Here is a 26,048-nt window from a genome sequence, read left to right on the forward strand (position 1 = left end):
CAGCCCTGACACCGGCGCTGCGCTGAGCTTGTATTTTTGTGGGAGCGAGCCCCCGCTCTCGAATGCTTGATGTGCCACAGCGCCTGTTCGCCGCAGGGGCCGCCTGCCACAGCGCATCCTTGGGCGTGTGCTCTCTGCTACATTCCCCGCCATGAGCACATTGGCTGGAAAACACATCGTTTTGGGTTTGTCGGGTGGCATTGCCGCATTCAAATCTGCGGAACTCTGCCGGGCTTTGGTCAAGGCCGGGGTCACGGTGCAAGTCGTCATGACCGAGGCGGCCGAGCAATTCATGACGGCCGTCACCATGCAGGCCCTGTCAGGTCGGCCGGTCTACACCTCGCAGTGGGACCCGCGCGAAGCCAACAACATGGCTCACATCAACCTGAGCCGCGAAGCCGACGCCATTCTTGTGGCTCCGGCCAGCGCCGATTTCATGTCCAAACTGCTGCATGGCGGCGCCGATGAACTGCTCAGCCTGATGTGCTTGGCCCGTCCGCTGGACAAGGTGCCGCTGATCGTGGCCCCAGCCATGAACCGCGAAATGTGGTCCAACCCCGCGACGCAGCGCAATGTGGCGCAACTCAAAGCCGATGGCGTGCATGTGCTTGACGTGGGGCAAGGCGACCAAGCCTGCGGGGAGACCGGCGATGGCCGCATGCTTGAGGCCGATGAAATTCTGGAAGAACTGGAAACTTTTTTCACGCCCAAGGTGCTGGCAGGCAAGACCCTGCTGGTCACGGCCGGGCCTACTTACGAAGCCATCGACCCGGTGCGCGGCATTACCAATTTGTCGAGTGGCAAGATGGGTTTTGCCATTGCCTGTGCGGCGCGCAGGGCGGGGGCCCAGGTGACACTCGTTGCGGGTCCTGTGCATTTGCCCACGCCCAGAGGCGTTCAGCGTGTGAATGTGCAGTCGGCTCGCCAGATGCTGGACGCTGTGATGCAGCATGTGGGCGGGGCGCAGGTGTTTATCTCAACGGCTGCTGTGGCCGATTGGCGTCCGGCGACCTCGGCTGAGCAAAAAATCAAAAAAGACGGTTCAGGCCAAACGCCTGAGCTGAGCTTTGTCGAGAATCCGGACATTCTGGCCACGATTGCGCAGTCACCACGAGCTCTTTCTGGTGCGCTTTTTTGTGTCGGTTTTGCGGCCGAAAGCCACGACTTGCTGACCCACGCCACGGCCAAACGCATCCGCAAAGGTGTGCCCTTGTTGGTGGGCAACATTGGGCCTGCCACCTTTGGCCAGGATGACAACGCCTTGCTTCTGGTCGACGAAGCCGGTGCTCGTGAACTGCCGCATGCCAGCAAACAGTCGCTGGCGGTGGACCTCATCGCCGACATCGCACGCCGTTTAGGCTGATGCCATTTCGGGGCTCATGTGGCCGCATGGTGCCAACGGCCTTTCTTCAAACTCCGGAGTTTTTATGAACATTGATCTCAAAATCATCGACGCCCGCATGGCCGAACAACTGCCTGCTTACGCCACACCCGGCAGCGCAGGTCTGGATTTGCGTGCCTGTCTGGATGCGCCTTTGACCTTGCAGCCCAACGCTTGGCAGTTGGTGCCCACAGGCATTGCCGTGCACTTGAAAGATCCCGGTTATGCGGCCATGTTGCTGCCGCGCTCTGGCCTGGGCCACAAGCACGGCATCGTATTGGGCAATTTGGTGGGCTTGATCGACAGCGATTACCAGGGCCAGCTGATGGTCAGTGCCTGGAACCGCAGCGACGTGGCGTTCACGATTGAACCGATGGAGCGGATTGCCCAAATGGTGATCGTGCCTGTTGTGCAAGCTACGTTCAATGTGGTCACCGAGTTCGACGCAGCCAGCGAACGCGGTGAAGGTGGTTACGGCTCAACGGGCAAAAAATAAGCCGCAGCTTGCGGTCGATGGCTTAAGCGACATTGGTGGTGTCAGGTTGTGCGCATGTCGGTGCCAAAGTCGTGGACTTGCTGGCACTGAGCTGCTTCAAGCTCAGTGCAATGTGGGGCCGTTGGACGGAGATGGGATGTCGCCTTCATCGCCCACTTCAATTTTGAAGAAGCCTGTGCCGCAGCTGCCGTTGCCCACTTCGGCTTCGGTCGGTTCGCGAACCGAGTCGATTTTCAGGTGCAAGCGCAGGGCAATGCCCGACAGAGGGTGGTTGGCGTCCAGCACCACATGCTCGGGGTAAATCTCGGTCACGGTGTACAGCGCGTTGCGGGGCGCATCGGGGTTGCAGCCTTCGGGCAAGGCGGTGCCTTCGATCGTCAGGCCGGGTTCGAGTCCCTCTGGGAACAGCGCCAGTGGCTCCAGAAACAGCAGGTTTTCATCAAAGTCGCCAAAGGCGTCTTCGGGCTCCAGGTGCAAGTCGACCTTGGCACCACGTTCGTGGCCTTGCAGGGCTTCCTCGATCTTGGGCAGCAGGTCGTTGCCGCCAATAAAAAATTCAACGGGTTCGTCCAGAGTGTCCAGAACTTCGCCCAGCGTGTCTTTGAGTGTCCAGGTCAGTGCGACCACAGAAGGTGTCTTGATTTCCATAGGACAATTGTCGCAGTTTGGCGGCCACTTTTTGGCCGCTTTGGCTTTGAGATGCGAGGTCCGCCGGCGGCGCGGGGCCTTTAACCAGGAATTTAAGATGAACACAGAACAACCCTTGGCCTTGCTGGGCGGCTTGACGCCGAACCAATTCATGAAGCGCCATTGGCAAAAAAAGCCACTCTTGGTGCGCAATGCCATCCCCGGTTTTGTTCCTTGCGTCGGGCGTTCCGAGTTGGTGGCACTGGCTGCGCAAGAAGGCGTTGAGTCGCGTCTGATTGTGGATTCGGACAAGGGCTGGAAGATGAAGCACGGCCCCTTGCTCAAACGCAGCTTGCCCCCATTCAGTCAGAAAAAATGGACTTTTCTGGTGCAGGGCGTCGACTTGCACCACGACGGTGTGCATGCGCTGATGCAGCAGTTTCGCTTCGTGCCCGACGCGCGACTCGACGATTTGATGATCAGCTATGCCACCGATGGCGGCGGCGTGGGCCCGCACTTTGACAGCTATGACGTGTTTTTGCTGCAAGCCCATGGGCAGCGACGTTGGCGCATCGGCCGTCAACAAGACCTGAGCTTGCAGCCAGGTGTGCCGCTCAAAATTTTGCAAAATTTTGAAGCCGAAGAAGAATTCGTTCTCAATCCCGGCGATATGCTTTACCTGCCACCCAAATACGCGCACGACGGCGTTGCCGAGGGCGAGTGCATGACCTGGTCGATCGGCTTTCGCGCACCGCAAGAAGGCGAGCTGGCCCGAGAGCTTTTGCTGGGTCTGGCAGATGAGGCGTTTGAGGGCGTGGGCGATGGTTTGTACCGCGACCCCAAACAACTGGCGGTGTCGTCACCAGCGGCTATTCCGGAGTCATTGGCTGGCTTCGCCCGCCAAGTGCTTGATAAAGCGCTGAAAGACCCACATTTGCTTGACAGTTTGCTGGGCGAATATTTGACCGAGCCGAAATCAAATGTCTGGTTTGACGGGGCAGAGGCGGCTTCTGATCTGTCGCTTGGTGTGCAATTGGATCGACGCACCAAAATGATGTACGACGATCGGCATGTCTTTATCAATGGAGAAAGTTTCCGCGTGGGCGGCAAAGATGCTCGTTTATTGCGTCAATTGGCTGATAACCGCTCGCTTCCAGCGGCTTCATGCGCCAACTTGAGTGAGGCGGCTCAAGAGGCCCTGTTGGATTGGATGTCTGCAGATTGGTTAAAACCCCTAGAGGATTTTCCCGCACAAAAGGCCTGATTGAAGGTTTCGCGTCAGCTTTGTGACTTCTGTTACGCGAGGTCCTAGGGAAAACGCTATAATTTAAAGCTGAGTACAAAAGAGCTCGAGTGCTTTTGTCTCGGTCCAAGCAAACTTTAAGTTTGCTATGACAATTTCCGGAAATTGTTTTCAACCCCTACAAGGAAAATCATCATGAACAAGTCCCTCGTTTTGGCTGCCATCATCGCTGCTGCTGCTCTGTCCGCTTGCGGCAAAAAAGAAGAAGCCGCTGCTCCTGCTGCTCCAGCTCCTGCTGCCGTTGCTCCAGCTGCTGACGCTTCTGCTGCCCCAGCTGCTCCTGCCGCTCCAGCTGCTGACGCTTCTGCTGCCAAGTAATTGGTTGGCGCTTTCCCGGTTTTACCGGGAATGCATAAAAAAACCCCGCATTGCGGGGTTTTTTTATGGGTGATCGCCTGCGCCATAAGACAGCGGGCGGGCACAGCAGGCCTTGGCTGGCCTGCCTTACCAGATCAGCGCAGTTCGTTGGCCAGCAACTTCAAAATGCGTTCGGCATTGCCCGAAGTTTCGGCTTGGCCATTGGCATCCAGCACGCTAACGATGCTCACATTGTCTTTCTCAGTCAAAGCGATGCGGTATCGTGACAAAGCAGCCACTTCCTTTTTGCTGCTGAACATGCGGGCAAAGAAACCTGGCTCTTTGTTTTCGGTCGTGCCGGGTGCCACATAGCGCACAAAATAAACACCTTTGGTTCGGTCGCGGTCTTCGACTGTGAAGCCGGTACGGTCAAGTGCCACGCCAGTGCGGCGCCATGCGCGGTCTAGTGTGTCGCTGATTTGGATGACGGGTTGTCCGTTCAGCGTGCTGACGGTGGCCAGGGCAATGGGCGCTGCACTTGCGCTGGCCGCTTTGGCAGATTCGGTTGAGGCACCCAGTTTCACCATCAGGCGACGCAAAAATTCGATTTCGAGCTCGGCATCGCTGGCGCGGGGTTGCCAGACGGTTTGTTCTTTTTGAGCCGTGGTGTAGTTCTCGACCATGCCGCGGTGGGTGATGTAAATCTCAACGCCGCCTTGTGCGTTGCGCTCGACGCGTGTTCGGAATTTGTCGCGTTCACCAGACGAGTAGAGTGTGTCGAGCACTTTGCCCAGCGTCCTGCGGATGATGTCTTGTGGAATTTTGGCCCGGTTTTCGGCCCAATCGGTTTCCATGATGCCCACGTCAGGCGAGTCGGTGACCAGAACAAAACCGTTGCTGGTCCAGAACTCTTTCAGGGGCTCCCAAACTTGGTCGGCCGGGCGTGCCACCACCAACCAGCGTTGGTTGCCTTGGCGCTCCATACGGACATCGCCTAACTTGTTGGCTGCGGTGCCTGCATCGACAACGCGCGAGCTTGCGCTTTGGAAGCCCGAAGCGGTTGCGGAGTTGCTTTCAAGTGCGTAACGCGATTCTTTGCGCAGTTGGCTCAGGTCGGGCGGGATCTCGAGTGTGGGGGCTTTGGCCGCGCTTTTGTAGTCAACCTTGTCTTCCTCAAGAATGGAACAAGCGCTGACCAAAATGGTCAAGGCCGCGATAACGGCCGTGCGCTGAACGGTGAGACAAGACGTAGAGCGATGGGACAATTTCACAAGCAATCCTTAGGTGGAAATCAAATCAGGCCGCTGGCCTTGAGCGCCGCCTCAACCGCAGGCTGCTGTGATTCAGACAGCTCGGTCATGGGCAAACGCAAAGTAGGGCCGCTCAGGCCCATGCGGTTCATGGCCCATTTGACGGGGATCGGGTTGGCTTCGACAAACAGGTTTTTGTGCACAGGCATCAGCAAAAACTGGATGCGCATCGCTTCTTTGATGTCACCACGGATGGCCGCCATGCACAGTTCATGCATCAGGCGCGGGGCCACGTTGGCGGTCACGCTGATGTTGCCGGCACCGCCGCACAGCATCAGGGCCACAGCGGTCGGGTCATCGCCGGAGTACACGGCAAACTCTTTGGGCAGATCGCGGATCAGCCACTGGGCGCGTTCGATGTTGCCGGTGGCTTCTTTGATGCCCACAATGCCGGGCACTTGCGCCAGGCGCAACACGGTGTCGTGCTGCATATCGGCCACCGAGCGGCCGGGCACGTTGTACAAAATCACGGGCAAGTCGGGCGTGGCTTCGGCAATCGCGCGGAAGTGCCGGTACTGGCCTTCTTGTGTGGGTTTGTTGTAGTACGGCACAACTTGCAACTGACAGTCGGCCCCGACTTTTTTGGCGAATTTGGCCAACTCGATGGCTTCGGCGGTGGAGTTGGCACCGCATCCGGCCATGATCGGCACGCGGCCAGCGGCTTGTTCGACCGACACGCGGATGATTTCGCAGTGCTCGTCGACCGTGACCGTGGGCGATTCGCCCGTGGTGCCGACCACGCCAATGCAATCGGTCCCTTCGGCCACATGCCAGTCGATCAATTTTCGCAAAGCGGCGTAGTCCACTTTGCCGTCTTCGAGCATGGGGGTAATCAGGGCAGGGATGCTGCCTTTGATGGGGCGAAATTCGGTGGTCATGTCAGGTGCTTCTGAACAGAAAAAACCCATTCTAACGATTGCAGACCCGATTTATGACCCCCAAGTCGGGTGAATGTCACCCGATGTGACGGGAAAAACCCGACTTCAACTCAGTCGGCCCGCAAAGGCAAGCGGGGTACATCGGCCTGGTGCACAAGCCGTACTGCGGCAATCCGCTGCACAAATCGGTTGGGGGATGCCTCAAAGCCGTCCTCATAGGCCACGGTGCGCAAGCTTTCGGTGGCCCGCAACAGCTCGCCCGGTTGCAGCAAAAAGTCTGGGCGAGAGGGCTTGCCCACGGTTTCGTTGCCAGCGGCAAAGGTTTCGTAAATCAGCACGCCACCCGGGGCCACGGCCTGCACAAGGGTGGGCAGCAACGGACGCCAAAGGTAATGGGTCACCACAACACAGCCAAAAGTTTGTCCAGCGAAGGGCCAAGGGCCGTTTTCGATGTCCGCGCAAGTGACTTCGCCAAAAGCCTGTGCCAACGCCACAGCATCGGGGTTGCGGTCTACGCCTTGCACCGCATGGCCTTGCGTGGCCAACCAGCGCATGTGGCGGCCTGCGCCGCAAGCGACATCGAGCACGCTGCTGCCAGGAGCGATCAAATGAGCCCAGCGTTGCAGCCAAGCAGAAGGGTTTTCGGTGCCGTGCATAGGTTGAGTTTTCAAAAAATCAGAAGCAAGACCACAGCTGTTCGGACAGCATGATGACGACATCGGGTTTGGCATAGAGCCAAAACGTCAGGCCCAGCACCGTCGCTAACAACAACAACAGGGTTTTAATTCGGGTGGTCATGCGGCTTTGGGCGAATGGCGCTGGATCGGACTTTCGCGCACCGGCAAATTCACCAATGCGGCAAAGACGCCCAAGGCAATGGCCAGGTACCAGACGATGTCATAGCTGCCTGTCTTGTCATACAGATAACCGCCCAGCCACACGCCCATGAATGAGCCGATTTGGTGGCTGAAAAAGACGAAGCCGCTGAGCATGGAGAGGTGAGAGATGCCAAAAATCTGCGCCACTGCCGCGTTGGTGGGCGGCACGGTAGACAGCCACAACAAGCCCATGACAGACGAAAAAATGTAAACGCTGGTGGGCGTGAGCGGAGCGAGCAAGAACAAAACGATGGCCACCGAGCGGGCTGCGTAAATGAACGCCAGGATCTTTTTCTTGGCCATTTTCTGGCCCAGCGTGCCTGCAATGTAGGTGCCAAACACGTTGAACAGACCGATCAGGGCCAATGCATAACTGGCCACCTGAGGCGCCAGACCGTGGTCTTTCAGGTAGCTGGGCATGTGCACGCCAATGAACACCACTTGAAAGCCGCAGACAAAATAGCCCGCCATCAGCAGCTGAAAACTGGGGTATTTGAAAGCTTCTTTCAACGCTTGGGCAATGGTCTGGTCGCGTTTGACCTGGCCCGGTGCATTCAAAGCCGGTTCGCGCAGGCCCCAGGCCAGGGGAATGATCAGCATGGCCGCTGCGGCCAAAATGACCAGTGCCGTCTGCCAGCCCATCTGGCTGATCAAGAGACCTTCTACCGGCACCATCAAAAACTGGCCAAAACTGCCCGCCGCAGCCGCCACGCCCATGGCCCACGAGCGGCGTTCTGGTGGCACGTTGCGTCCGATCACGCCGTAAATCACGGCGTAAGTCGTGCCGGCTTGTGCGGTGCCGATGATCACCCCGGTGAACAAGGCAAACACCCACGGGTCGGTGGCCCAAGACATGCCTAAAAGGCCAATGCCATAGATCAAGGCCCCCGCTGCAATCACGCGGAATGCGCCAAACCGGTCGGCCACCATGCCCGCAAAAATGCCCATGAAACCCCAAGACAGGTTCTGGATGGCCATGGCGAAGCCGAACTCTTGACGGCCCCAGCCTTGTGCTTGGGTGATGGGTTGCAGCCACAGGCCAAAGCCGTGGCGAATGCCCATGGACAGCGTGACGATGGCCGCGCCGCAGGCCAGCACTTGAAACAGGGAAAGGGGTTTGTGTTGCATCCCCTGACTTTAACCAATGCCGTACGGATTGCTTGTCCCGCAAATGCAAGCATTCACCAGCAGGACTTCTGCGCGCAGAGGCAATGCGACACTGTTGTTGTATCCAGTAATCCGGCATAAATCCCACTACAATCCGCCACCATGGCCACCCAATCTACTGTCAAAACATCCAACGAGTACTCTGAAGGCTCGATCCGTGTGCTCAAGGGCCTGGAGCCCGTCAAGCAACGCCCGGGCATGTACACCCGCACCGACAACCCCCTGCACATCATTCAAGAAGTGCTGGACAACGCCGCCGACGAGGCGCTGGCCGGTTACGGCAAAAAGATCAAAGTCATCCTGCACACCGATGGCTCGGTCAGCATCGAGGACGATGGGCGGGGTATTCCGTTTGGCCTGCACCCTGAAGAAAACGCCCCCGTGATCGAGCTGGTCTTCACACGATTGCACGCGGGCGGCAAGTTTGACAAGGGCAAGGGCGGTGCGTATAGCTTTTCGGGCGGCTTGCACGGCGTTGGCGTGAGCGTGACCAATGCTTTGTCCAAGCGACTGGAAGCCACCAGTTACCGCGAAGGCAAAGTGGCCACTCTCGCTTTCTCGGCAGGCGACGTGATCGAGCCGCTGGTGACTCGCCTGGCCAATGAGGGCGACCGTAGCGGCTTGGCGGACGTGCCCCGAGACCGCAAACAGGGCACCACGGTGCGTGCCTGGCCCGACGCCAAATACTTCGAATCCAGCGCCCTGCCCATGAACGAGCTGACGCACCTGCTGCGCAGCAAAGCCGTGCTCATGCCGGGCGTGACGGTGACCTTGGTCAACGAGAAAACCAAAGAAACCCAGCAGTGGCAATACAAAGCCGGTCTGCGCGACTACCTGACGCAAACCCTGAATGGCGATCCGGTGATCCCGTTGTTTGAAGGGGAGGGCTTTGCCGACGCCAACCACGACAGCTTTGCCGAAGGCGAGGGCGCTTCTTGGGCCGTGGCCTTCACCGAAGACGGTGCCCCCGTGCGTGAGAGCTACGTGAATTTGATCCCCACCAGCGCAGGTGGCACGCACGACAGCGGCTTGCGCGATGGCTTGTTCACCGCCGTCAAAAGCTTCATCGAACTGCATGGCCTGCTGCCCAAGGGCGTCAAGCTCATGCCCGAAGACGTGTTCGCGCGGGCCAGCTATGTGCTGAGCGCCAAAGTGCTCGACCCGCAGTTTCAGGGGCAGATCAAAGAGCGCCTGAACTCGCGCGACGCAGTGCGACTGGTCTCCAGCTTTGTGCGCCCGGCGCTCGAACTCTGGCTGAACGAGCATGTGGACTACGGCAAAAAGCTGGCCGAGCTGGCCATCAAAGCCGCCCAGTCACGCCAAAAAGCGGGCCAAAAGGTAGAAAAGCGCAAGAGCTCCGGCGTGGCCGTGCTGCCGGGCAAGTTGACCGATTGCGAGAGCAAAGACATCTTGCACAACGAGGTGTTTTTGGTTGAGGGTGACTCGGCCGGGGGCAGCGCCAAAATGGGCCGCAACAAAGAGTGCCAGGCCATCTTGCCCCTGCGCGGCAAAGTGCTCAACACCTGGGAAGTCGACCGCGATCGCCTGTTTGCCAACAACGAAATCCACGACATTTCGGTGGCCATCGGCGTGGACCCCCACGGTCCGAACGACAACCCCGACATGAGCAACCTGCGCTATGGCAAGGTTTGCATTTTGTCGGACGCGGACGTGGACGGCTCGCACATCCAGGTACTGCTGCTGACCTTGTTTTTCCGCCACTTCCCCAAGCTGATCGAAACCGGGCACCTGTATGTGGCGCGGCCGCCGTTGTTCCGGGTCGATGCACCTGCACGTGGCAAAAAGCCCGCGTCCAAAGCCTATGCGCTGGACGACGGTGAGTTGACCGCCATCATCGACAAGCTGCGCAAAGACGGTGTTAAAGAGGGCGGGTGGAGCATCAGCCGCTTCAAGGGCCTGGGCGAGATGAGCGCCGAGCAATTGTGGGACACCACGCTCAACCCCGACACGCGCCGCCTGCTGCCCATCGAGCTGGGACCGCTGGACAATGCGGGCACCGAAACCCTGATGATGCAGCTCATGGGCAAAGGCGAAGCCGCTGCCCGACGCGAGCTGATGGAGCTGCACGGCGACAGCATCGAAATCGACGTTTAACCAAGCCAGGTTGTTGCATGAATCTTTTTCAGCTTCTCCAGTCACATGGCTTGCAGGTGAGTCCTTCGGAGTGCAAATTTCATTTTGCTCGTAGCCCGCATCAAAAAGAAAAAGACCTTTTTGCAACAAGAGTGGGATTCGAGCATTTTCAGAGTTACCAATCGCAAAAAAACTTTTCTAGGCCGTATGTCATCTCGTTTTATGAATACGGTGAAGGTTTATGGATGTTTGCGGGAGTTTGGCGCGTTGATGGTGAACCGATTGAAACGTCAAAATTTTTTCAATACAAATTTTCGTTTGTTGATAGTTCAGCACTTCTTGAACGTCGACTGATCGTGACTTGGCCCAATCGATTCAGGAACAGTTATCCAAACGGCGAAACATTGAACAATGATCTGCAAGTGCATGCTGTCCTTGCGGTGCCCGATGTGCTTGGAAACTTTCCGGGTTTCTCTAAGGTTCGTATCACCCTGACTGGACTACGTATCTTGTTAGGTGACCCCGTGGGTTCTTTGGGTTGGAAGACTGCGCTTCAGTCGGTGGCTGGTGTGTATGTGGTTGCAGACGCAAAGAAAGACAAACTGTATGTAGGTGCTGCCTATGGTGAAAAAAATCTTTGGCAGCGCTGGTCTGAATATGCCCAAAATGGTCACGGAGGGAACGAGAAACTTAAGCAAGAGTATGTCGAGCGTGGCGATTCAGTTTTTGATGATTACGTCTTCTCTTTACTTTGGCATGCAGATAGTTCGGCTACCCAAGAGCAAGTCCAGGGCATGGAGTCTTTTTGGAAAGAAGCTTTGCTAACCCGTGGGTCGCGGGGATACAACGCCAACTGATGGTGGAGGCTGCAATGTCTGAATCGATGAAACATCTTCAAGAACTTAAGCTCTTTGAATCGGTGCAGGTGCGGTCGCATTGGAACGCTGAAGTAGAAAAGTGGTATTTCTCAGTGGTGGATGTGGTGGAGGTGCTGACCGACAGCATCAACCCCACCGACTACCTGAAAAAACTGCGCAAGCGCGATGCCGAGTTGGGCAGCTACCTGGGGACAAATTGTCCCCAGGTAGCTATGCCCAGTGAGTCCGGGGTCATGCGCAAAACTTTGGCCGCCGATGTTCCCACACTCTTGCGCCTGATCCAGTCCATCCCATCGCCCAAGGCCGAGCCGTTCAAGCGCTGGTTGGCCAAGGTGGGCCATGAGCGCATGCAAGAAATGGCTGATCCTGCGCAAAGCCTGGATCGCGCCCGCGATAACTGGCAAAAACTGGGACGCAGCACCAAGTGGATTCAGCAGCGCATGACGGGGCAAGAAACCCGCAACAAACTGACCGATTATCGGAAAGAAAGCGGTGTTGAAAAGGCGGATGAATTCGCGCTGCTGACCAACATCATTCACCAAGAATGGACGGGCTTGAGCGTGCAGGCTCACAAATCGCTCAAGTCTTTGAAAACGCAGAACCTGCGTGACCACATGAGCGAAGCGGAGCTGATCTTCACCGCATTGGCCGAACTGTCCACACGCCAGATTGCTGAAACCGAAGAAGCCCAAGGCCTGCAACAAAACGCCAAAGCGGGCAAAGAAGGTGGCCGAGTGGCCAAACGCGCCAAAGACGATCTGGAAAAACGCACAGGGCATAAAGTGGTGACGGGTATTAACTTTTTGCCGCCCGGCAAATCAATGCCCGTTCAGCTCTCCGCCACACCCGTACGAAAAACAAATAAATCGCCAAAAAAATGACCGACTTGCTGACCCCTGAAACTACTGATCAACCTGCCGCCCCCGAAGGCGACCACCTGGGTGCCTACGCCCAGCGGGCTTACCTGGAATACGCGCTGTCCGTCGTCAAAGGCCGCGCCTTGCCCGACGTGTGCGACGGCCAAAAGCCGGTGCAGCGGCGCATTTTGTATTCGATGGACCGCATGGGTTTGTCTTACAGCGGCCCCAATAACAACACCGCGGCCAAACCCGTCAAAAGCGCCCGCGTTGTGGGCGATGTGCTGGGCCGCTACCACCCGCACGGCGACACGGCGGCCTATGACGCGCTGGTGCGCATGGCGCAAGACTTTTCGCAGCGCTACCCGCTGATTGACGGGCAAGGCAACTTTGGTAGCCGAGACGGCGACGGCGCAGCGGCCATGCGTTACACCGAGGCGCGTTTGTCGCGCATCACCAGCTTGCTGCTCGACGAAATCGACATGGGCACGGTGGACTTCATCCCCAACTACGACGGCTCGACCGAAGAGCCGCGCCAGCTGCCCGCCCGCTTGCCCTTCAGCTTGCTCAATGGTGCCAGCGGCATTGCCGTGGGCTTGGCCACTGAGATCCCCAGCCATAACCTGCGAGAAGTGGCCGATGCCTGCGTGGCCTTGATCAAAAACGACAAGCTCAGCGACAGCGAATTGATGACCATCATCCCTGGCCCCGACTACCCCGGTGGCGGCCAGATCATCAGCCCGGCCAGTGACATCGCAGACGCTTACCGCACGGGTCGTGGCAGCCTGAAAGTGCGTGCCCGGTGGAAGATCGAAGAACTCGCCCGTGGCCAATGGCAACTGGTGGTGACCGAGTTGCCGCAAGGCGTGAGCTCGCAACGTGTGCTCGAAGAGATCGAAGAACTCACCAACCCCAAGGTCAAAGCCGGTAAAAAAGCGCTCAGCACCGACCAGATGCAGCTCAAAGCCAGCATGCTGGCAGTTCTGGATGTGGTGCGCGATGAATCGAGCAAAGACGCCGCCGTGCGCTTGGTGTTCGAGCCCAAGACCAGCCGCATCGAACAGCAAGAACTCATCACCGCCTTGCTGGCCCACACCAGCTTGGAAACGTCTGCGCCGATCAACATGACCTCGGTCGGCATTGACGGCAAACCGATTCAAAAGTCGCTGCGCCAGATGCTGGTGGAGTGGATCAGCTTCCGCCAGACCACCATCACCCGTCGCAGCCAGCACCGCTTGAACAAGGTGTTGGATCGCATCCACATTTTGGAAGGCCGGCAGCTGGTGCTGCTCAACATCGACGAGGTGATCCGCATCATCCGTCACAGCGACGAGCCCAAGCCCGCGCTGATCGAGGCCTTCCAACTCAGTGACCGCCAAGCCGAAGACATCCTTGAAATTCGCCTGCGCCAATTGGCGCGGCTTGAAGCCATCAAGATCGAGCAAGAGTTGAGTGAGTTGCGTGAAGAGCAGGGCAAGCTCGAAGAAATTTTGGGCAGCCCTGCCGCGTTGCGTCGTCTGATGGTCAAAGAGATCGAGTCCGACGCCAAGACCTTTGCCGACCCGCGCCGCACGCTGATACAAGAAGAGAAAAAAGCCGTAGCCGAAGTCAAGGTGGTGGACGAACCGGTGACGGTGGTGGTGTCTGAAAAAGGCTGGGTGCGTGCCCGCACCGGCCACGGCCACGATGCCACCAGCTTCGCCTTCAAGGCGGGCGACGGTCTGTATGGCACCTTTGAATGCCGCACAGTGGACACCTTGCTGATTTTTGGCAGCAACGGTCGCATCTACAGCGTGCCTGTGGCCACACTGCCTGGCGCACGGGGCGACGGTCAACCCGTGACCACCTTGATCGAGCTGGAACCTACCACGCAGATTGCCCACTACTTTGCAGGTCCGGCCAACGCCACGCTGCTGCTCAGCAGCTCAGGCGGTTACGGCTTCATGGCCTCGGTAGAGAACATGGTCTCGCGCAACAAGGCCGGCAAAGCCTTCATCAGTCTGGGTGATGGCGAAACCGTTTGCGCCCCAAGCCATGTCAGCGGCTCCAGCGCCACCGTGCCTGCCGACAAACAAGCCATGGCAGCGGCGTCCAGCGTCTGCTGTGCCAGCGCGGGTGGCCGCGTGCTGACGTTTGAAATCAGCGAACTCAAGACGATGGAAAAAGGCGGCCGGGGCTTGATGCTGATCGACCTCGAAGCCAAAGACACCTTGGCAGGCGCTGCGGCCTACACCCGCAGCGTGAAGATCGCCGGCATTGGCCGAGGCGGCAAAGAGCGTGAAGAAACCCTTGAAATCCGCAGCCTGAACAACGCCAAAGCCGCACGGGCCAAGAAGGGGCGCGTGGCGGACTTGGGGTTCAAGCCGAATCGGGTGACGCGGGTGGAGTGATTGATGCGGACCCAAGGCGGAGGTCTTGGACGTCAGATTAAGTCATGGACCCCCGATCAAGTCGGGGGTGACAAACTTCCATTTCGATGATGAGCTTTGAGCTTTGAGGTTTGAGGTTGGGGTTGGGGTTGGGGTTGGGGTTGGGGTGTCTATCGTTGACGTTCCGGTGACGAGCTTTGATGTTGTGGTGAAGGGCCTTGATGGCGGAAGTGGCGGGCGTTGATTTGAACGCCTGAATCCCTCATCTGGCCAGTGGCGCGTGCCGATGGCAGCTGACCAGGTGGTCGTTGACCATGCCTGATGCTTGCATGAAGGCATAGCAAATGGTGGTGCCGACGAATTTGAAGCCGGCCTTTTTCAGGGCTTTGCTCATGGTGTCGGACTCGGTGGTTTGGGCGGGCACTTCGGCCATGCTTTTGCGTCGGTGTTGTAAGGGCTCGCCACCGACAAATTGCCAGACGAACTGGCCAAAGTTTTGGCCCTTGGATTGCAGGGCGAGATAGGCTTGGGCGTTGCCGATGGTGGCGGCGACCTTGAGACGGTTGCGCACGATGCCCGGATCGGCCAGCAATTCGGCCACTTTGGTGGCGTCATAGCGGGCTATTTTTTCGGGGTCAAACTGGTCAAAGGCTGCGCGGTAGGTTTCGCGTTTTTTCAGCACCGTGGACCACGACAGCCCGGCTTGTGCGCCCTCTAGGTTGATCAACTCGAACAGGGCGCGATCGTCACGCTGGGGCACACCCCATTCGGTGTCGTGGTAATGGCGGTACAGGTCAAAGCCTTCGCACCAGGGGCAACGCTGCATACAACTCCTTTGGAAGTTGGCCAGTGTAGCGAAGGTGCCGTCACACCCGTCAGGCCGCAGATGCGGATGCAGGTACGGGTGAGGGTGCGGGTGCGGTGCGGGTGCTTGGCGTGCCCAATCAGATGATGAATTTACCGACTTCACGCCTTGTGGTGTCGGCGACATGCGAGAGCTCGATCACGGTGGCCGTGATTTCTTCCGCCGCATCGGCATTGTTGGCTGCGATCTGGTTGAGGTTGGAGATGTTGGCGTTGATCTCTTCCACCGCGGCACTTTGCTGTTCCATGGCGACTGATATGCGCTGCAGCATGCCATCGGTGACCTGCGCGCTGGCTTCGATTTGCCCCATGTCTCTGGCGACTTCTTGCACGGTACTCACAGCCCGCTTGGCTTCGGTGACAGCTTGCTGCACCAGCAAGGTGATTTCTTGGGTGCTTTGGGCGCTGCTTTCAGCCAGTTTTCCGACCTCTTCGGCCACCACAGAAAACCCTTTGCCGTGTTCTCCGGCACGCGCCGCTTCGATGGCCGCATTGAGGGACAGCAAATTGGTTTTGTTGGCAATGCCTTCGATGACTTCGGTAATTTTGTTGATCTTCTCGGAGTTCGTTGCGATGTTGTTGACGACTTCGATCATGGTCTCCATCTTGCCCCGGCCATTTTGAACAATGCTCACAGCTTCGCGTGATTTTTGGCTGGCGCTTTCGGTGCTCCGACTGACATCGATGACCGATGTCGATGTTTGGTTGACCGCGGCGGCCACTTGGCTCATGGCGTGTTTTTGGTTTTGCACGCCATCCGAGATTTGACCAATCGCAGTGGTGAACTGATTGGCCGCTGTGGCCACTTGCATGGTGTTTTGATTGATCACGCCCATGGTGTTGCTCAGGGCCTGCAGTGAGCTGTTCAGGTTGTCCTTGAGTTGTGCCAGTTCGCCTCGGCCTTGCGCATGCACGCGGCCTGTCAGGTCGCCTTGCGCCACGCCGTTCATGACCTGGCCCACATCCCCGAGCATGGTGTTCAGGGCCGCCATGGCTTGTGTCGCGTTGTCCATGGCCTGTTTGAATTCACCTTTGACCTGCACGTTCACTTGGGCGTCAAACTGCCCGTTGTAGAGCGCTTGCATCACGGCATTGAGTCCGTCCATGGTGGCTTTGACGCTGTTGACGCTGGCGTTGACTGCGTCCTTCATGGCCTTCAGGTCGCCTTGGAGCTGGACGTCTACGCGTTGGCTGAAATCGCCTTCTGCGATGGCGGTGACCACGGCATTGACCTGGTACATGGCTTGTTGCTGAGCATCCAGCATGCCGTTGAAAGCGCTGGCCATCTCCCCGATTTCGTCTTGGCTTGTGACCTTCGCACGCTTGCTGAAATCGCTGGTGACCTGGATCTCGGCCATGGTGGCCTGCATTCGCCGCACAGGGGCCACAATGGCCCGCGCCACCAAGTAGCTGATCAGGATGCCTGCGATCAAGCCGGTAATGGCAGAAACAATGACGATGTTGTAGGAGCTGGTGGAGGCCTCGACGATTTTTTCTGCCATGTCGTTGGCTTCGTCTACTTGCACCTTGTTGAATTCATTCAGCTGCACATCCAGTTCGGCGCTTTTCTGGTCGAACTCTTCCATCAATTCATTGCCTGCATCCATGCCCTTGCGGATGTAGGTGCGGGCCATTTTCTTGCCCAGTGCATGAAAGTCAGAAAACTGGCTCTGCAGCGCTTCCATCTTTTTCAGGGCAACGGTGTCATTCTCGTTGCGGAACATGGTTTTGAACTTCTCTGCGTTGTCATGGAAGTCCTGCGCGTTCTTGTCCGCTTCATCGAACCCCTCAGTGTGGTGGCTGACGGCCACATCGGTGAGGAACTGCCCTACCTGGGAGACGTCCAGCATCATGCGTTCAGCGATCAGCACAAACGGCAGGCTTTCATTTTTGATTTGGCGTGCGCTGGCGAGCGTCTGGCTTTGGTAAGAAAGAATGACACTCAACGCCATCAAAAAGACGCTGATGACCAAACCAAAGCCAAAGGTCAGGCGGGTACCAATTTTGAGCTTGCTGAGCATGACGGTGTCTTTCGGGAATTTTTTGAATTTTAAAATTCAAATAAAAATGATTTTTTGAGGTATTTGATATTTATAGTGATATTTTCTTCAAATATGAATATATCACCCAATACAAGCAGGGTCTTTGGCTTGAACTGTTCGATTGCTTGTGTTGTTGATTTTGGCTTTTTGGCTTGTGCATGTGAATCGGCGCATTTTGGATAATGCGCGTGAATGGACTCTGTTTCAGAGTCATGCCCACGCGCAAGGAAAGCCATGGCCCTGGTCGATCATCTGAAGTCTCTGCGCGCAGCGTGCGCAGTGTCCTTGACCGGCAGCAGCATCGGCGCAGCGCGGGCGCTGCATGTGTCGCAGTCGTCGGTCACGCGGGCTGTTCAGTCGCTTGAAGACGTTTTGCAGCAGGCGGTGTTTGACCGGTCAGCCCAGGGCATGCGGGTCACGCCGCCATGGGCCGAGCTGCTGCAGCGCTGCGTTCGCGCTTTTCAATATCTGGCCATTGCACCGGCCTCAAAAGTGGGCTTGGCCGAGGGGCCGGGCTGGATGACTTGTCGGTTTGCCTCGGGCGTGGGCTTGCGGCATTTGCGGGTGCTCTTGTCACTGGCGGTCACGGGTTCCGAGACGGTGACCGCCGGGCAGTTGGGTGTGAGCCAGTCGGCGGTTCACCAGAGTCTGGTGCAGGCGGAGCATTTCAGTGGCAAAAAACTGTTCACCCGCAGTCGCCAGCATGGCTTGCGCGTGACGGAGTTAGGTGCCCAGGTGGTCCATGGCTGCAAGCTGTTTGACGCTGAACTGGCGCAAGCTGACGAGGTGTTGGCCGCCTTGTCTGGCCAAGTGGCGGGGCGGCTGGCCATTGGCACTTTGCCGTTTTCTGTGGGGCCTTTGTTGCCGGTGGCGGTCAACCGTGTCATGCAGGACTTGCCGGGTTTGCAGGTCACGGTGGTGGATGGCACCTACGATGCGTTGATTGCCAAACTGCGCGATGCTGAGATTGATTTGATCGTGGGCGCGTTGCGACCAGAGTTTGCTGTTCAGGGCCTGATGCAGGAAACCCTGTTTGTCGATGGTCTGGAGGTGGTCGTGCGGGCGGGTCACCCTTTGGCTTTGCGTCAGCAGTTGTCGTGGCAACACTTGGCCGAGGCGCAATGGATCATGCCCATGCCCAACACACCGGCGCAGACGGTGTTTGAGCGCACTTTGGCGCAGGGTGGTTTGCCATTACCTGCAACCCAGTTGAGGGTCAACAGCGCATTGATGATGCAGTCTTTGTTGATGCAAAGTGACCGTCTGGCCATGATGTCACCGCGTCAGATTCAAAGCGAAATTCAAGCGGGTTTGCTGGTGGTTTTGCCCTTGTCTGTGCCCCATGCAGTCCGCACCATCGGCCTCATCCGCCGCTCGGGCATTTTGCTGACACCGGGCATGCAGGCTTTGCTGGAGGCCTGTCGCCGGGTGGCCTACGAGATGGTCGGTGAAAACCCTTTAAATAAGCCAGACGCATAACCGTTTCCTGAATAGCATTGGACGCCTGTGGGCGCGTGCCCAATCATGGGCAATAGCTTATTCCACAGGAGATACACATGAAAAAACGCTTGATGTTGGGTTCGATCGCGGGTCTGGCGCTGAGTGCCGTGACAGGCTTGGTGCAGGCGCAGGACAACACTTTCAAGATCGGTCTGGTCTTGCCCATGTCCGGGCCATTTGCCTCTACGGGCAAGCAAATGGAGTTGGCCGTGCGTTTGTACATGGCGCAGCACGGCGACACGGTGGCTGGCCGTAAGGTGGTGTTGATCGTCAAGGACGACACAGGCGCACCGGATGTGACCAAGCGCATTGCGCAGGAACTGGTCATCAACGACAAGGTGCAAGTGCTGGCTGGTTTTGGTTTGACGCCTTTGGCCATGGCCACGGCGCCTGTGGCCACGCAGTCCAAAACACCGCTGGTGGTCATGGCCGCTGCCACGTCCATCATCACCGAGGCATCGCCTTTTATTGTGCGCACCAGCTTCACGGTGCCCCAGGTGGTGACCACGCTGGCCGATTGGGCCACCAAGAACAACATCAAGAAAGTCGTCAGTTTGGTGACCGACTATGCGCCGGGCATTGACTCTGAAAAGTACTTCAACCAGCGCTTCATCAACAACGGCGGTGTGGTGATTGAAACCTTGCGTGTGCCTTTGCGCAGCCCGGATTTCGCGCCGTTCTTGCAAAAGGTGCGCGATGCCAAGCCCGATGCCTTGTTTACCTTTGTGCCCGCGGGTGTGGGTTCGGCTTTGATGAAGCAGTTTGCCGAGCGAGGCCTGGACAAGGCTGGCATTCGCCTGATTGCCGAAGGCAGCGTGACCGATGACGACATCTTGAACAACATGGGCGATGTGGCCGTGGGCGTGGTGACTGCGCACCATTACTCAGCCTCGCACAAATCGGCTTTGAACAAGAAGTTTGTCGAGGCTTTTGGCAAGGCCAACAACGGTCTGCGTCCGAACTTCATGGCGGTCGGCGCTTATGACGGCATGCGCGTGATTTATGAAGCCGCCAAAACCACCAAAGGCGCTGGCGGTGAAGCGCTGCTCAATGCCATGAAAGGGCAAGCGTTCGAGAGCCCACGCGGCCCGATCTACATTGACAACCAGACCCGTGACGTGGTTCACAACATGTATGTGCGCCGTGTCGAGCGTGTGGGTGGTCAGTTGTGGAATCAGGAAATTGAAACCGTGACCGACGTGAAAGACATTGGCAAAACGCGCTGACCATCGACCTATGAACGCTTTGCCATTGCTCTTGGTGCCGGGTTTGATGTGCGACCACGCCGTGTGGACGCCCTTGTTTCCGTGCTTGGGTGCCGATCGTGTTTGCACCGTGGTGGACCATGCCGATGCGGATTCTTTGCCGCAGATGGCCCACCAGTTGCTCGCTTCGGCCCCCGCGCAGTTTTTGCTGGCGGGCCATTCCATGGGGGCGCGCGTCGCGCTGGAAGTGCTCAGGTTAGCGCCTGAGCGCATTCGGGGCCTTGCCTTGATGGACACGGGCTTTTTGCCCAAACCTGAAGGTCAAGCCGGAGACGACGAGGCCGCCAAGCGCATGGCCTTGTTGCAGATCGCCCAATCACAAGGTGTTCGTGCCATGGCGCAGCAATGGGTGCGCGGCATGGTGCACCCCGACTTCTTGGGCGATGCCGAACTGATCGAGCGCGTTCTGGCCATGTTTGAGCGTAAGAATGCAGACACCTTTGAGCGACAGATTCGCGCTTTGCTGACGCGGCCCGATGGCTCGGACGTATTGCGCAGCCTGCAGGTGCCTACGCTGTTGATGTGCGGTGCCCAGGACGCTTGGTCGCCGCCCGCCCAGCACGAAGCCATGCAGGCCATCATGCCTCCCGCGTTGGTGCAGCTCGACTTGATCGAGCACGCCGGACACATGGCGCCCATGGAGCGGCCTGCCGAGGTGGCCGCTTCGCTTTTGGGCTGGCTGACGCGCTGCGATCGTTTTGCACCTGAAGCCGGGGAGCCTTGACGTGGATGCCTTGGCGTTGTTGCAAGCCGAGAGCCAGTGCCGCCACCTCATCATCGCCGCAGCCGAGGCGGTAGACGGTCAGCAATATGAAGCCTTTGTTGATTGCTTCACCGAAGACGCTGTGTTGCAGCGCCCGGGCGGTGCGCGATTGGCCGGACGCGCCGCCATTTTGGCCTCATACGCCCTGAAAAGTCCGGACCGTCTGACGCAGCATTTGCTGTGCAACCACCGCGTCGTAGTGGACCCTTCTGGCTGGGCCGAGTCGTCTTGCAAAGTGCTGCTTTACGTCAGCGACAGACGCCGTGAGCCTGTGCCTGAGGGCCGATTGGCTGACGTCAAGCACCATGTGGGTGAGTTCCGGGACCGCTTGATCCTCACGTCCGATGGTTGGCGCATTCAAAATCGCAAAGCCTGGTTCGAGTTGCAGGTGGACGCGCGAGCTGGGTCACCAGCGGCCTGATGCGCCGCCGCCGCCAAACCCGCCACCACCGCCTTTGAAACCACCACCCGGCCCGCCACCGGGACCACCCCGCCCACCCAAGCGGGCTCGCAGCAGGGCGGCAATGCCAATCCAGGTGGTCAACAAGGTGATGCCACCTGCGATCAGCGCCAAAGACAGCAGGCCAATCATGAACCAGGTCACCGCACCGACGATGGCGGCGGTCATGACCGAGCCAGCAAATCGTCCCAGCACAGCCCTCAAGACAAAGCCGAGCAATGCGCCTGCCACGATGATCCAGGTGATGTCGTTCAGCGGGTCTGTCGATGGGCCGACCACAGGCGCGGGCAGCGGTTCGCCATCAATGACACCCATCATGCGTTGCACACCTGCCGAAATGCCGCCTGCGAAGTCTTGCTGCCGAAACTTGGGTGTGATGACTTCGTCGATGATCCGTTTGCTGGTGGCATCATTCAGCGCACCTTCGAGCCCGTAACCCACTTCGATGCGCAGGGTGCGGTCGTTCTTGGCGACCACCAAAATTGCGCCATCGTCTATTTTTTTTCGGCCCAGCTGCCATTGCTCTGCCACGCGCAATGCATATTGCTCGATGGTTTCGGGCTGGGTGGTCGGTATCAGCAAAACGGCCAGTTGGCTGCCTTTGCGTGCCTCAAATGTGGCCAAGGCTTGTTCAATTTTGTCTTGCTGTTCCGATGTGAGCGTGTTGGTTTGGTCAATGACATGGCCAGCCAAAGGGGGCACGGGCACTTGTTGTGCGGCAGCGTGCACTTTTTGTCCCACTTGGGCGCTGCAAAGCGGCCCACCCACGACTGCGCTGAGCAAAAAAAAGCCGGTCATGGCCCGTCGCCAAGAGCTCACTTTGAATCACCGGCGTTGGGTGCCTGTGGTGTGGTTGCGGGCCCAAAATGGACGCTCGGTGGTTTGGCAATGGCTTGCTCGTTCTCTACCGAGAAGTTGGGTTTTTCTTTGTAGCCGAGTGCCCAGGCGGTCAGGTTGGAGGGGAATGAATGCACCGTCACGTTGTAGTCCTGTACGGATTTGATGTAACGGTTGCGGGCCACTGCGATGCGGTTTTCTGTGCCTTCGAGTTGGGCTTGCAGTTCAATAAAGCCCTGATTTGCAAGCAGCGTGGGGTAGTTTTCGGCCACCACCAGCAAGCGCGACAGGCTGCCAGACAGTTCTTTTTGGGCCTGCTGGAATTTCTGGAATGCCTGTGGATCGTTGACCAGTTCGGGCGAGGCCTGAATGGATGTGGCTTTGGCGCGTGCTTCGACCACGGCTTGTAAAGTGCTTTGCTCGAAGTTGGCCTGGCCTTTGACCACATTGACCAAATTGGGGATCAGGTCAGCCCGCCGTTGGTATTGGCTGAGCACCTCAGACCAGCTGGCTTTGACCTGCTCGTTGCCGCTTTGAAACTGGTTGTAGCCGCAGCCTGACAGGCCCAATGTGGCGGCCATCAGGAGCAGAGCGCTCCATCGGTGAAATACAGATGTCATGGCGGACCTCGAACGGTGGGACGGTGGGGTTTTGGTTTTGGTTTTTGTTCGTCAGCTTAGGTGGCTGAACTTGGGCTCACCGTGCGTTCTTCAACACAACTGCTTGCGCACCGGGCGAGGCCGCTCGCTTGTGCTGCCGTCGTGTGTGCATTGCTCAACAGACGTGAGCGCCTGAAAAAACGACAGTGACTGTGGGGTGGGTATCGGTTACCCGCTCTGGGGGCGGTGCATGCATGCGCCGCACTCACCCTGTCATGCAGCGTTACTGCTGCTTATTCATTGGAGATCACACCATGAGCAACCTTGCCCGATTCAATCCTTTCAGCGAACTGCGAGAACCTTTCAGCGACGATTTCTTCAAAGGCTTTGCCTTGCGCCCCGTTTACCGCCTGATGGAAGGCGAACCCCAAATGCGTCTGGACCTGTCGGAGGATGACAAAAATTTTTTCGTCAAAGCCGAGATTCCTGGTGTGAAAAAAGAAGACATCAAGGTGTCGGTGGACGGCAACCAAGTGTGCGTGAGTGCCGAAGTGAAAAAGGAAAAGGAAGAGAAAGAAGGGGCCAAGTTCATCCGCAGTGAGCGCTATTACGGCAGCGTCTCGCGCAGCTTCACGCTGGATGAGGGGGTGGACCAAGCAGCGTCTTCTGCCAAATACGAAGACGGTGTTTTGCAATTGACCTTGCCCAAAAAACCCAACGGTCAAAGCCGCATGCTCAAAATTGCCTGACACTCCCGATCGGGCGCAGGCTGTTTGTTATCAAGATGGCTGGGCTGCGCTTGATGGCGCATGCCGCACGTGTGTCAGCGCGGCAGCGTCATCAAGGGAATGTCTTTGGCCAATGCCAATTTGTCGAGCTGCGCGCGAGTCTGGTTGGCCAGGAAAGCCTCGAGGGCGTGGCGCGTGGCGGGCTTGAACAGGTCTTTGACCGGGTGTGCCAGCTTGATGCCAGCTGCCTCGCACAGGCTGACGGCAAAGTGCGGTTCCAGTGCAGCCAAGGCCACGCGGCCGTTTTTGCAGGCGTAGATGCGGTAGCCCGCGTGCGCACCACCCACTGCACCCTCGGGTGTGGTCATGCGCAGCTGGCGGGGCAGGGCCAGCCAGGCGGCAGCGTCAGACAATGCCACTTCATGGCGAGAGCCTTTGCCTGTAGTCTTGAGCCCGATCAGGGCCTTGAGTGCCGCCTCGCTGGCCATGAGTGCGCCGCCCATGTCGGCAAACAGGCTGGGGGGCAGGTCCATGCCATTGACCAGGCCGACTTCGGCTTGGTACGTCAAATCGTGGCCCGGAATCTCGGCCAGCGGGCCGGGGGCGCCGACCACTTCAATCAGGCTGAGCGTGGGGTATTGCCTGTGCAAGGTCTTCCAACTCAGGCCCAGTTTGGTGAGGGCCGAGGGGCGAAACGAGGTCAGCAGCAAATCTGTTCGGGGCAGCAGTTTGTGCAGCGCGGCCTGACCGGCAGCGGTTTTGAGATCGAGTGTTTTTTGCTTGACGCCTGTGTGCAACAGCTCGTAGCCGCTGGCCGTGTAGTGCTGCATCGGGTCGCCAGAGGGCGGGTTGATCTTGGTGCAACTCGCGCCCATTTGGGCCAGGCGCATCAATGCAGCAGGGCCCGGCAGGTTGAGGGCAAGGCTCAGGATGCGCGTACCGCGCAGGGGTTTGTTTGTGCTCATGGTGCTGGGCATTGTAGGAGCGAGCCCCTGCTCACGAATGCTTGCCGGGGCAGCGCAACGCAGAGTGACACGCCAACTTTTGGCCGCAGTGACGGCCTGCTGCTAAAAATGGAAGGCCCTGGATGACGGGCTTTCAGGTGGCTTAAGCGCCAAAGTTCAACGGCAAGCCCACGTAGTTTTCAGCGATGGTGCGTGATCCCGCCTCGCTGTTGATCAGGTAGTCGAGTTCCGCGTCCTGAAACTTCTGACCCATCTCGCCGTTTTCCGGAAAGTGGTGCATCAAGCTGGTGAACCACCAGCTGAAGCGCTCGGCACGCCAGATGCGTCGCAGGCAGCGCTCTGAATAGGTGTCAATGCCTGCGTCGGTCTTGTCTTGGTAAAACTCGATGAAGGCGTTGGACAGGTATTTCACATCGGTAGCCGCCAGGTTCAGGCCTTTGGCCCCTGTGGGCGGCACGATGTGGGCGGCATCACCCGCCAAAAACATGCGGCCAAAACGCATGGGCTCGGTCACAAAGCTGCGCAGCGGCGCAATGCTTTTCTCGATGCTGGGGCCCGTCACCAAGTGCTCGCAGGCTTCGGGGTCGAGGCGGTTGCGCAATTCGGCCCAGAAAGCGTCGTCAGACCATTGCTCGACCTTGTCGGTCAGTGGCACTTGCAGGTAATAGCGGCTGCGCGTGGCGCTGCGCTGCGAGCACAGGGCAAAGCCTCGGGTGCTGTTGGCGTAAATCAGTTCGTGGTGCACAGGCGGTGTGTCTGACAAAACGCCCAACCAACCGAAGGGGTAGACCTTTTCGAATTCCTTGATCGATCCCTTGGGCACGCTGGCGCGGCACACACCATGGAAACCGTCACAACCGGCAATGAAATCGCATTCGATGGTGTGCAGGTGGCCATTTTTTTCGTAAGTCACGCGGGGTTTTGCGCTGTCGAATTCGTGCACCTGGACGTTTTCGGCTTCGTAGACCGTGGGCAAACCTGCCGCTTGGCGAGCGTGCATCAAGTCACGGGTCACTTCGGTCTGACCATAGACCATGACGTTTTTGCCGCCTGTGAGCTTGTTCATGTCGATGCGGTGGCGTGCACCCTTGAATAGCAAGTCAAAGCCCCCGTGGAGCAGGCCTTCTTGATGCATGCGTTGGCCGACACCGGCTTCATCCAGCAGGTCCATGCTGACCTGCTCCAGCACGCCTGCACGAATGCGCGAAAGCACGTAATCGCCACTTTGGCGCTCAATGATGACGGCATCGATGCCCGCTTTGTGAAGCAATTGGCCCAGTAGCAGGCCAGAGGGGCCAGCGCCAACGATGGCGACTTGGGTGCGGGTGGTGCTCATGGGGGTCTCCTGGTGTTGGTCAAGGCAATGCCCGCAAGCTTAGGCGGCCTGTCGGTTTTAACGCCTTGCAAGTGTTCGAGTTTGCACGCTGTGTGGATGGTTTGTGCGATGATCGCGCAAATTGATGCACATCAACAGAAGCGCACAGCAAGCC

Annotated in this window: 26 protein-coding genes; 13 read left to right on the forward strand and 13 right to left on the reverse strand. The window is 58.1% G+C overall.

Annotated elements, in window-relative coordinates; translation table 11 throughout:
• Positions 1-151 precede the first annotated feature (151 nt).
• Complete coding sequence (coaBC, locus tag ACZ5RG_RS04110; RefSeq protein WP_298599262.1) at positions 152-1,363, forward strand: bifunctional phosphopantothenoylcysteine decarboxylase/phosphopantothenate--cysteine ligase CoaBC; 1,212 nt, start codon at positions 152-154, stop codon at positions 1,361-1,363.
• A gap of 64 nt (positions 1,364-1,427) precedes the next feature.
• Positions 1,428-1,877, forward strand: coding sequence for a dUTP diphosphatase (gene dut, locus ACZ5RG_RS04115; RefSeq protein ID WP_464447847.1), 450 nt, complete (start codon positions 1,428-1,430; stop codon positions 1,875-1,877).
• 102 nt (positions 1,878-1,979) lie between these two features.
• On the opposite strand, the gene ACZ5RG_RS04120 is transcribed toward dut, so the two are convergent.
• Entirely contained in the window at positions 1,980-2,525 is a 546-nt protein-coding gene (locus ACZ5RG_RS04120) for an FKBP-type peptidyl-prolyl cis-trans isomerase (protein ID WP_312259964.1), read from the reverse strand.
• A 97-nt stretch (positions 2,526-2,622) separates the two neighbouring features.
• Here ACZ5RG_RS04120 and ACZ5RG_RS04125 point away from each other — a divergent pair, with 97 nt between their 5' ends.
• Together ACZ5RG_RS04125 and ACZ5RG_RS04130 are read left to right on the forward strand one after the other, a co-directional pair.
• Entirely contained in the window at positions 2,623-3,768 is a 1,146-nt protein-coding gene (locus ACZ5RG_RS04125) for a JmjC domain-containing protein (protein ID WP_315236683.1), read from the forward strand.
• Between the two features lie 174 nt (positions 3,769-3,942).
• Positions 3,943-4,125, forward strand: a complete 183-nt coding sequence (locus ACZ5RG_RS04130) for a hypothetical protein (protein ID WP_298599273.1) — start codon at positions 3,943-3,945, stop codon at positions 4,123-4,125.
• A gap of 134 nt (positions 4,126-4,259) precedes the next feature.
• Here ACZ5RG_RS04130 and bamC read toward each other — a convergent pair whose 3' ends face one another.
• The 5 genes from bamC to ACZ5RG_RS04155 all read right to left on the reverse strand — a co-directional run bounded on the left by bamC (position 4,260) and on the right by ACZ5RG_RS04155 (position 8,298).
• Positions 4,260-5,369 carry an outer membrane protein assembly factor BamC gene (gene bamC / locus ACZ5RG_RS04135; RefSeq protein ID WP_298599292.1) on the reverse strand — a complete coding sequence of 370 codons (1,110 nt, stop codon included), beginning with the start codon at positions 5,367-5,369 and terminating at the stop codon, positions 4,260-4,262.
• 26 nt (positions 5,370-5,395) lie between these two features.
• A complete protein-coding gene (gene dapA, locus ACZ5RG_RS04140) occupies positions 5,396-6,292 on the reverse strand; it encodes a 4-hydroxy-tetrahydrodipicolinate synthase (protein WP_312259966.1) in 897 nt (298 codons plus the stop codon).
• 110 nt (positions 6,293-6,402) lie between these two features.
• Complete coding sequence (locus ACZ5RG_RS04145) at positions 6,403-6,948, reverse strand: class I SAM-dependent methyltransferase (protein WP_298599295.1); 546 nt, start codon at positions 6,946-6,948, stop codon at positions 6,403-6,405.
• A gap of 19 nt (positions 6,949-6,967) precedes the next feature.
• On the reverse strand, positions 6,968-7,090 hold the full coding sequence (locus tag ACZ5RG_RS04150) for a hypothetical protein (protein WP_315236681.1): 123 nt from the start codon (positions 7,088-7,090) through the stop codon (positions 6,968-6,970).
• Entirely contained in the window at positions 7,087-8,298 is a 1,212-nt protein-coding gene (locus ACZ5RG_RS04155; protein ID WP_298599280.1) for an MFS transporter, read from the reverse strand. Before ACZ5RG_RS04155 ends, ACZ5RG_RS04150 begins: the two co-directional genes overlap by 4 nt.
• 141 nt (positions 8,299-8,439) lie before the next feature.
• On the opposite strand from ACZ5RG_RS04155, the gene ACZ5RG_RS04160 reads away from it, so the two are divergent.
• Genes ACZ5RG_RS04160 through parC form a run of 4 tightly spaced genes read left to right on the forward strand, consistent with a single transcriptional unit; the run spans position 8,440 to position 14,556 of the window.
• Positions 8,440-10,452: a DNA topoisomerase IV subunit B gene (locus ACZ5RG_RS04160; protein ID WP_298599283.1), complete on the forward strand. Its 2,013-nt coding sequence runs from the start codon at positions 8,440-8,442 to the stop codon at positions 10,450-10,452.
• A gap of 17 nt (positions 10,453-10,469) precedes the next feature.
• Positions 10,470-11,288: a GIY-YIG nuclease family protein gene (locus tag ACZ5RG_RS04165; RefSeq protein WP_464447848.1), complete on the forward strand. Its 819-nt coding sequence runs from the start codon at positions 10,470-10,472 to the stop codon at positions 11,286-11,288.
• Between the two features lie 14 nt (positions 11,289-11,302).
• The gene (locus ACZ5RG_RS04170; RefSeq protein ID WP_464447849.1) at positions 11,303-12,190 is read left to right on the forward strand and encodes a BRO family protein; all 888 of its coding nucleotides are present in this window, start codon (positions 11,303-11,305) and stop codon (positions 12,188-12,190) included.
• Positions 12,187-14,556, forward strand: coding sequence for a DNA topoisomerase IV subunit A (parC, locus tag ACZ5RG_RS04175; protein ID WP_464447850.1), 2,370 nt, complete (start codon positions 12,187-12,189; stop codon positions 14,554-14,556). The genes ACZ5RG_RS04170 and parC overlap by 4 nt, the downstream gene beginning before the upstream one ends.
• A 241-nt stretch (positions 14,557-14,797) precedes the next feature.
• Here the strand turns inward: parC and ACZ5RG_RS04180 are convergent, their stop codons facing one another.
• From ACZ5RG_RS04180 to ACZ5RG_RS04190, 3 genes are all read right to left on the reverse strand, one after another.
• Positions 14,798-15,361: a DNA-3-methyladenine glycosylase I gene (locus ACZ5RG_RS04180; RefSeq protein ID WP_298601434.1), complete on the reverse strand. Its 564-nt coding sequence runs from the start codon at positions 15,359-15,361 to the stop codon at positions 14,798-14,800.
• A 118-nt stretch (positions 15,362-15,479) separates the two neighbouring features.
• The gene (locus ACZ5RG_RS04185) at positions 15,480-17,420 is read right to left on the reverse strand and encodes a methyl-accepting chemotaxis protein (protein ID WP_464447851.1); all 1,941 of its coding nucleotides are present in this window, start codon (positions 17,418-17,420) and stop codon (positions 15,480-15,482) included.
• A gap of 29 nt (positions 17,421-17,449) precedes the next feature.
• The gene (locus tag ACZ5RG_RS04190) at positions 17,450-17,677 is read right to left on the reverse strand and encodes a hypothetical protein (RefSeq protein ID WP_464447852.1); all 228 of its coding nucleotides are present in this window, start codon (positions 17,675-17,677) and stop codon (positions 17,450-17,452) included.
• Between ACZ5RG_RS04190 and ACZ5RG_RS04195 the strand changes: the two genes are divergently transcribed.
• The 4 genes from ACZ5RG_RS04195 to ACZ5RG_RS04210 all read left to right on the forward strand — a co-directional run bounded on the left by ACZ5RG_RS04195 (position 17,676) and on the right by ACZ5RG_RS04210 (position 21,390).
• A complete protein-coding gene (locus tag ACZ5RG_RS04195; RefSeq protein WP_464447853.1) occupies positions 17,676-18,920 on the forward strand; it encodes a LysR substrate-binding domain-containing protein in 1,245 nt (414 codons plus the stop codon). The genes ACZ5RG_RS04190 and ACZ5RG_RS04195 overlap by 2 nt on opposite strands.
• A 77-nt stretch (positions 18,921-18,997) precedes the next feature.
• A complete protein-coding gene (locus ACZ5RG_RS04200; protein WP_298601425.1) occupies positions 18,998-20,167 on the forward strand; it encodes an ABC transporter substrate-binding protein in 1,170 nt (389 codons plus the stop codon).
• 10 nt (positions 20,168-20,177) lie between these two features.
• Complete coding sequence (locus ACZ5RG_RS04205; RefSeq protein ID WP_464447854.1) at positions 20,178-20,930, forward strand: alpha/beta fold hydrolase; 753 nt, start codon at positions 20,178-20,180, stop codon at positions 20,928-20,930.
• Between the two features lies 1 nt (position 20,931).
• A complete protein-coding gene (locus tag ACZ5RG_RS04210) occupies positions 20,932-21,390 on the forward strand; it encodes a nuclear transport factor 2 family protein (RefSeq protein ID WP_464447855.1) in 459 nt (152 codons plus the stop codon).
• Here ACZ5RG_RS04210 and ACZ5RG_RS04215 read toward each other — a convergent pair.
• Positions 21,376-22,227, reverse strand: a complete 852-nt coding sequence (locus ACZ5RG_RS04215; protein WP_464447856.1) for a TPM domain-containing protein — start codon at positions 22,225-22,227, stop codon at positions 21,376-21,378. The two genes, ACZ5RG_RS04210 and ACZ5RG_RS04215, sit on opposite strands and share 15 nt — an antisense overlap.
• 17 nt (positions 22,228-22,244) lie before the next feature.
• Complete coding sequence (locus ACZ5RG_RS04220; RefSeq protein WP_464447857.1) at positions 22,245-22,886, reverse strand: LemA family protein; 642 nt, start codon at positions 22,884-22,886, stop codon at positions 22,245-22,247.
• A 293-nt stretch (positions 22,887-23,179) separates the two neighbouring features.
• Here ACZ5RG_RS04220 and ACZ5RG_RS04225 point away from each other — a divergent pair, with 293 nt between their 5' ends.
• The gene (locus ACZ5RG_RS04225; protein ID WP_298601411.1) at positions 23,180-23,614 is read left to right on the forward strand and encodes an Hsp20/alpha crystallin family protein; all 435 of its coding nucleotides are present in this window, start codon (positions 23,180-23,182) and stop codon (positions 23,612-23,614) included.
• Between the two features lie 74 nt (positions 23,615-23,688).
• Here ACZ5RG_RS04225 and ACZ5RG_RS04230 read toward each other — a convergent pair whose 3' ends face one another.
• On the reverse strand, positions 23,689-24,570 hold the full coding sequence (locus tag ACZ5RG_RS04230) for a CoA transferase (RefSeq protein WP_298601409.1): 882 nt from the start codon (positions 24,568-24,570) through the stop codon (positions 23,689-23,691).
• 130 nt (positions 24,571-24,700) lie between these two features.
• Positions 24,701-25,894: a 4-hydroxybenzoate 3-monooxygenase gene (pobA, locus tag ACZ5RG_RS04235; protein ID WP_464447858.1), complete on the reverse strand. Its 1,194-nt coding sequence runs from the start codon at positions 25,892-25,894 to the stop codon at positions 24,701-24,703.
• Positions 25,895-26,048 lie beyond the last annotated feature (154 nt).

The organism is Limnohabitans sp. TEGF005 (assembly GCF_055394835.1).